Below are 6,237 nucleotides of genomic sequence, written 5' to 3' on the forward strand. Positions count from 1 at the left end.
AGCCCCCCATGAACCGCATCATCAGCACTGCTGCCGCGTTTGCGCTGACCATCGGCATCTTGTCTTCCGGAGCCCTCGCGGCGGGGGCTGCCGCGATCAGCGGCGAGGTCAAAAAGATCGACGAGGGCGCCGGCAAGATCACCCTGAAGCACGGTCCCGCCAAGAGCCTCGGCATGGAGGAACCCATGACCATGGTCTACCGCGTCAAGGACCCCGCCATGCTCAGGCAGCTCAAGGTCGGCGACAAGGTGACCTTCGAGGCCGAGGAAGGGGCATCGGGGTATATGGTGACCAGGATGGACAAGGCGAAATAGGGCGGCCAGCTCCTCGATCGTCGATTTGAGCGCCATACGCCTCCACGACGTCATGGCCGGGCCTGTCCCGGCCATCCACGCCTTGCTATGTGGCACCGAGAACGTGGATGCCCGGGACATGCCCGGGCATGACGGCCTTTTTCTCCGCTTGCGGCCCCCGAAACACCCCGGTCCGCCGCCCTTCCACCCCCTCCGTTAACCCTTTGCTAACCATACACCGGGCAAAAATTGCCGGGTGAAGTCGAGTGTCGTCGGCCGCGTAAAACGGGGGGATCCCTGTGGACGCCAGTGCGGTGCCTCACTTTCGGAACGGCGGCCCTTCGGCCGCCGCGCAGACGTTTGGGGCGCGCGGACGGCAGTCGCGCGGGGAGGCAGCTACCATGGTCGACGTCACCGCGGGACAGGGCGTAGGCACCGCAAGACCGGGCATCCCCTCCCTCAACGAGATCGTCACCATCCTCAAGCGCGGCGACATCGCGCTGGCGCTGGGCATCCTCACCATCCTGGTGGTGCTGATCCTGCCCCTGCCCGCGATCGTGCTGGACCTGTTCCTGGCGATCTCGATCACGCTGTCGATCCTGATCCTGATGACCTCGCTGTTCATCCAGACGCCGCTGGAATTCTCCGCCTTCCCGACCGTGCTCCTGATCTCGACCATGCTGCGCCTGTCGCTCAACATGGCTTCGACCCGGCTGATCCTGTCGCACGGGCACGAGGGCACGGCGGCCGCCGGTCACGTCATCGAGGCCTTCGGCAGCTTCGTGATGGGCGGCAATTTCGTCATCGGCATCATCGTCTTCGCCATCCTGATCATCGTCAATTTCGTCGTCATCACCAAGGGTTCGGGCCGTATCGCCGAAGTCGCCGCCCGCTTCCACCTCGACGCCATGCCCGGCAAGCAGATGGCGATCGACGCCGACCTGTCCGCCGGCCTGATCGACGAGACGGTTGCCAAGCATCGGCGCAAGGAGCTGGAGGACGAGAGCGGCTTCTTCGGCGCCATGGACGGTGCCTCCAAATTCGTCCGGGGCGATGCCATCGCCGGCCTTCTGATCGTCTTCATCAACGTCGTCGGCGGCATGATCATCGGCGTGGCGCAGCAGGGCATGTCGTTCGCCGACGCGGGGCGCAGCTACACGCTGCTGACGGTCGGTGACGGCCTCGTCACCCAGGTGCCGGCGCTGATCGTCTCGACCGCGGCCGGCCTGCTCGTCTCCAAGGCCGGCGTCTCGGGCGCGGCCGACAAGGCGCTGATGAAGCAGTTCTCCGGCTATCCGCAGGCGCTGGCGATGTCCTCCGCGGTCATGCTGGTGCTGGCCGCCCTGCCGGGCATTCCGACCATCCCGTTCCTGGCGCTCGGCGCCGGTGCCGGCGCGCTGGCCTGGCACGCCCGCAACCGCAACCGCGTCACCGCCAAGGCCGAGGAAGCCGCCAAGGCCGCGCCTGTCGCCGGTCAGCCCGGCGCGCCGGGCGCAGCGGCCGCCGAGGAGCCGATCTCGGCCGCGCTCAAGATCGACGACCTCAAGATCGAGCTCGGCTACGCCCTGCTGCCGCTGGTCAACGGCCCCGACGGCACCGACCGCCTCACCGAGCAGATCAAGGCGCTGCGCCGCTCGCTCGCGATCGAGATGGGCTTTGTGATGCCGGCGGTGCGCATCCTCGACAACGTCCAGCTCGAGGCCAACACCTACATCATCAAGATCAAGGAGGTCGACGCCGGCACCGGCAAGATCTGGCCGAACCAGTTCATGGTCATGGACCCCGGCGGCAGCCAGGTGCAGGTGCCCGGCATCCACACCACCGAGCCGACCTTCGGCCTGCCCGCGACCTGGGTCGATGCCAGCCTCAAGGAGGAAGCCTCGCTCAAGGGCTACACCGTCGTCGACGCCGCGACCGTGCTCTCGACCCACCTCACCGAACTGCTCAAGGCCAACATGTCGGACCTGCTCTCCTATGGCGAGGTGCAGAAGCTGCTCAAGGAGCTGCCGAAGGAGCAGAGCGAGCTGGTCAAGGACATCGTCCCCGGCCAGGTCACGGTGTCGGGCATCCAGCGCGTGCTGCAGCTGCTGCTGGCCGAGCGGATCTCGATCCGCGACCTCTCGACCATCCTCGAGGGCATCGCGGACTCGCTCGCCTTCTCGCGCAATCCCGCGACCATGGTCGAGCACGTCCGCGCCCGCCTCGCCCGGCAGATCTGCGCGCAAAACACCTCCTATGCCGGCTACCTGCCGCTGATCGCACTGTCGGCGAAATGGGAGCAGGCCTTCGCCGAATCCATCATCGGCCAGGGCGAGGAGCGCAGCCTTGCGATGCAGCCCTCGAAACTGTCGGAGTTCATGACCGCCGTGCGCGAGGCCTTCGAGCGCGCCGCCCGCGAGGGCGAGGCGCCGGTGCTGGTCACGTCTGCGGCCATCCGTCCCTTCGTGCGCTCGCTGGTGGAGCGGTTCCGCGCCCAGACCACCGTCCTGTCGCAGGCCGAAATCCACCCCAGGGCGAGGCTGAAAACGGTCGGAAGCATCTGATTTGCCTTAAGAAGCCGTGTGTTTTTCGGCCACAGGCAAATGGTTTTTGAGTTCCCGGCACCGTGTGGACCCAAGATCGAAAAGGCGGCTGACAGGCACATTACAGCTTTGAAATAATTGCCAAAACGCACGATGAGAGGCCGCTTTTGATCGCGATCTTTCACGTCCTTTCACGCTCTTGTGATGGCCTCTTGGGAACGAATCCCCCCAATACTAGGTTGTTGGGCACCGGAAGCATGAACCTGCCCGAACAGGGTAGCGACTACTTCGGGTAGATGGCGGCAGGAGCCTTCCATGAACCACTCGATTTACAGCGCAGACCGTTCGACCCATTTGAAGATCGTGGTCGTGGCCCTCGTTGCAGGGATCGCAGTTGCGGGCCTTGGCATCACCGCGCGCACGACGAGTTCGGACGAAGGCCTCACCCAGACCGCTCGCGTCATCAAGGCCGGCAAGCCGGTCACCATCACCAGCGCGAACACCTCGCTCGTTCGCTAAGGAGAACACGAGTTTTTCGAATTCACGCGGCTCTTTACCAGCCCCCCAAAGTCGCCACGTGGATATGTAGACGACCCCAACCCCAAGTCGACTACAGAAAGCGCCCGCCCCCCACGGGCGCTTTCTCATGTCTGGGGTATGCCTTTGCCAGTGCACGCGCCAAATTCATCCCACCGCTCGCTCCTCCCATGTCCCGGACGCGCTGCAACGCACCGTCGAAGTGACGCTGCGCTGCGTCCGGGGCACGAAACCTCATTACGGTGACAGTGCACTTAACTCTCTTTCGGCTTCGGCCCTCGCCTGGCCGGCTTGAGAACGCGCTTTGTCTTCCGTTCGATCATGTCCAGGAACTTCGGGTTGCCGATCGGCCGGCCGATGGTTTCGGCGCGGCGGAGGTGCTCGATCAGCTCCTCATCGCTCTGCTCCGAGAGGAAATGCGTAAAGTTCGGATAGCGCTCGCTGACCGGCGCGATCGTGGTGATGCCGTCGTCGCGGCTGCCGACATGGGCACGGACGCTGGACCAGCGCCAGTCGCGCGCCCGTTCGACCAGCCGTGCCCGCACCGGATTGAGCGAGACGTAGCGCAGCGCGGCAGCCAGGTGCGCCTCGTCCATCGCCACGCAGCCGAAACGGCCCTGCCAGAAATGGCCGGTGCGCTTGCGGCGGGCGTGGATGATGCCGGCATAGCGGCGATGCACGGGCGCCAGCGCGCGGCGCAATCCATCGGCATCGGACGGCACGAGAATGAGGTGCACGTGGTTCGGCATCAGGCACCAGGCCCACACTTCGACGCCTGCCGCACGACATCCCGCCGCCAGAAGATCGCGGTAAAGAGCATAGTCGCCATCCTCGAAGAACGTGCGGGCGCGACCATTGCCGCGCTGGGTGACATGGTGGGGATGCCCGGGGATGACGACACGCGCAAGTCGAGCCATGCCGCAGCATGCCTGCACGACCACAAGGAGTCAATTAAATGCACTGTCACCGTAATGGCACTGTCACCGTAATGGCATTGGTAACAGTGAAGTTTGCAGAAGTAAGCGTCACCAATGCCTCCAACCAAACAAAACAGAATCGATACTCATACAGCCCTCCTTAGGCGTGAGGGCATCTCGAATACCGATCCTTTACAAGTGAAGCGCCGGGCTTTATTGCCAGCGAGCGAAGCAAGCTTGGCAAGTCGGAAGAACCGATCGCGCGACGTGAACCGACAAAACCGCCCACTTTGCGAAGTCCGCCAAAGTCATTGAAATAAGCAGCATTGATAACGTTACCGCCGCGCTCGAAGACAACGCCGACACGGAGATCTAAGATTGGCTTGGCATCGTTCATCAGGACAATTCCTTCGCGAACTACTTCCAAGGACTCATCAAAGGCTGGACTTCCTGCCGTGATTTCGTACACGCAAGAAACCTCAGGCAATTTAACCTCATCGATTCTCGATCGAAATGAGGTCCGATATGGAACGAGCAAAAGAGTAATTTTCGTTGCCCCCCCTAGCTCATTGAGGAAAGCCTGACCGTCGACTGAATTATCGCGCGCCATTGAAGGATCCCCGCAAGTCAGCAAAAAAGCCAAGGTCCAACAAATTCTTCTGGTCGTCGCCCGTAATGGGCTTCCTCGACCGGTCGTCGCCGAATGATCTGGACACAAAAATGGGGGCGACTTAGGTAGATCGACATCATTTATCACCTACTTGTCCTCGCATCTCGCTTTCACCCCCAAACGGCGCAATCACATCAACGACCTTCCTATTCGCGCCACTTTTCCACTCCGCCGGTGTCAGCCGCACATCGCCCGCATCGATCCGCTTCGCGACGATCTCGTCCGCCAGCGCCCAGAACGCGACACCGACCGGCTGCTCGCCCTTGTAGAAGATGCGGAACTGCTGCAGCAGGATCGCAGGCATCACCAGCCATTCGAGATCGCCGAGCGGGATCGCCTTGTGGCGCGGCGACTGCGTCATCAGCCAGGTGATCTCGCCGAGCACCTGCGACACGGTCTTGGGCGGCGGGGCCGCTTGTGTGCCGGCGGCGGAAGCATCGGACGGGTTCGCGGCTTGCGCGCCGTTGGCGTGCGGCGCGCTGCCGGGCGCTGCACCGGGGGTCGGCTCTTCGATCCGCTTTGCGGCTCCGGTCTTCGTCATCCGCCTCTCTCCACGCTTCGTTTTTCCGGTGCCCGGCATCGGCTGCTCCTCCTTGCGAGAAAGGCCGAAGTCTAGAGCACACTGCGCCTCGTGCACAGCACGGCCGGTTCGCGGCCGAGATGCGTCGATCAGTCCTGTCGTTGCGGAATGAACGGGAGCGCCGGCGGCGAAACTCGCCGCATTGGTGCTCCCGTTCTATGGATAGAATGCCATTCCCAACCCCTGCGGGTGACGCTAGACGAAACAACCCGGACACATCCAGCAATAATTTGACGACAGAGTCGTCGGGACGTCGAGCGTGTGGATTGCGCCACGCCGGCGTCATGAAGGATGTTGCAACTCGCTGCGTCACGATAATGCCTGCCCTGTTGTGCGAACGCTGTGATGGAGTGTGAAGCATCGCCGGGGCGCTGCGCCGCGTCCGGGGCACGAGAGCGAGTAGGCCGCTCTCTCCGCGTCATTGCGAGGAGCCGTTGCGACGAAGCAATCCAGAATCTCTCCGCGGAAAGACTCTGGATTGCTTCGCTGCGCTCGCAATGACGGAGTACGTGGGACCAGTATCGCTCATCGTTTGCATTTCACCTGCGGAGAAACCTTTCCATCTAGGGGCACACCTCCGCATCCTCGCGGCTCATCTCGCCCGAGCTTTGCTTCGTCGCTTCGCCCTCGATTGGAAAAGGGCGCAGGGAAGACCGGGAGCCCGCTGGCACCCGCGGTCCACTGTGCGAATCCTGCGTGACAAGAAGCTGCACAGCGG

Annotated in this window: 6 protein-coding genes; 3 read left to right on the forward strand and 3 right to left on the reverse strand. The window is 63.2% G+C overall.

The window, feature by feature from the left end; translation table 11 throughout:
- The first annotated feature begins 8 nt into the window (after positions 1-8).
- The 3 genes from Q0743_RS10835 (at position 9) to Q0743_RS10845 (ending at position 3,334) form a co-directional block, all read left to right on the forward strand.
- Positions 9-314, forward strand: a complete 306-nt coding sequence (locus tag Q0743_RS10835; RefSeq protein WP_298241517.1) for a copper-binding protein — start codon at positions 9-11, stop codon at positions 312-314.
- Between the two features lie 380 nt (positions 315-694).
- On the forward strand, positions 695-2,836 hold the full coding sequence (gene flhA, locus Q0743_RS10840; protein WP_298241518.1) for a flagellar biosynthesis protein FlhA: 2,142 nt from the start codon (positions 695-697) through the stop codon (positions 2,834-2,836).
- Positions 2,837-3,130: 294 nt separating this feature from the next.
- On the forward strand, positions 3,131-3,334 hold the full coding sequence (locus Q0743_RS10845; RefSeq protein WP_298241519.1) for a hypothetical protein: 204 nt from the start codon (positions 3,131-3,133) through the stop codon (positions 3,332-3,334).
- Between the two features lie 272 nt (positions 3,335-3,606).
- Here Q0743_RS10845 and Q0743_RS10850 read toward each other — a convergent pair whose 3' ends face one another.
- The 3 genes from Q0743_RS10850 to Q0743_RS10860 form a co-directional block, all read right to left on the reverse strand.
- On the reverse strand, positions 3,607-4,269 hold the full coding sequence (locus Q0743_RS10850) for a transposase (RefSeq protein WP_298241520.1): 663 nt from the start codon (positions 4,267-4,269) through the stop codon (positions 3,607-3,609).
- A gap of 160 nt (positions 4,270-4,429) precedes the next feature.
- Positions 4,430-4,879 (reverse strand): hypothetical protein, encoded by a 450-nt coding sequence (locus Q0743_RS10855; protein ID WP_298241521.1) that lies wholly within the window; start codon positions 4,877-4,879, stop codon positions 4,430-4,432.
- A 136-nt stretch (positions 4,880-5,015) separates the two neighbouring features.
- Positions 5,016-5,519, reverse strand: a complete 504-nt coding sequence (locus tag Q0743_RS10860) for a toxin-activating lysine-acyltransferase (protein ID WP_298241522.1) — start codon at positions 5,517-5,519, stop codon at positions 5,016-5,018.
- Positions 5,520-6,237 lie beyond the last annotated feature (718 nt).

Source organism: uncultured Bradyrhizobium sp., from assembly GCF_936943645.1.
Lineage (GTDB): Bacteria > Pseudomonadota > Alphaproteobacteria > Rhizobiales > Xanthobacteraceae > Bradyrhizobium.

Coding starts and splice junctions, on each gene's coding strand:
- Q0743_RS10845 (WP_298241519.1), top strand. CDS start 3,131: ATGAACCACTCGATTTACAGCGCAGACCGTTCGACCCATTTGAAGATC.
- Q0743_RS10850 (WP_298241520.1), bottom strand. CDS start 4,269: ATGGCTCGACTTGCGCGTGTCGTCATCCCCGGGCATCCCCACCATGTC.
- Q0743_RS10835 (WP_298241517.1), top strand. CDS start 9: ATGAACCGCATCATCAGCACTGCTGCCGCGTTTGCGCTGACCATCGGC.
- flhA (WP_298241518.1), top strand. CDS start 695: ATGGTCGACGTCACCGCGGGACAGGGCGTAGGCACCGCAAGACCGGGC.
- Q0743_RS10855 (WP_298241521.1), bottom strand. CDS start 4,879: ATGGCGCGCGATAATTCAGTCGACGGTCAGGCTTTCCTCAATGAGCTA.
- Q0743_RS10860 (WP_298241522.1), bottom strand. CDS start 5,519: ATGCCGGGCACCGGAAAAACGAAGCGTGGAGAGAGGCGGATGACGAAG.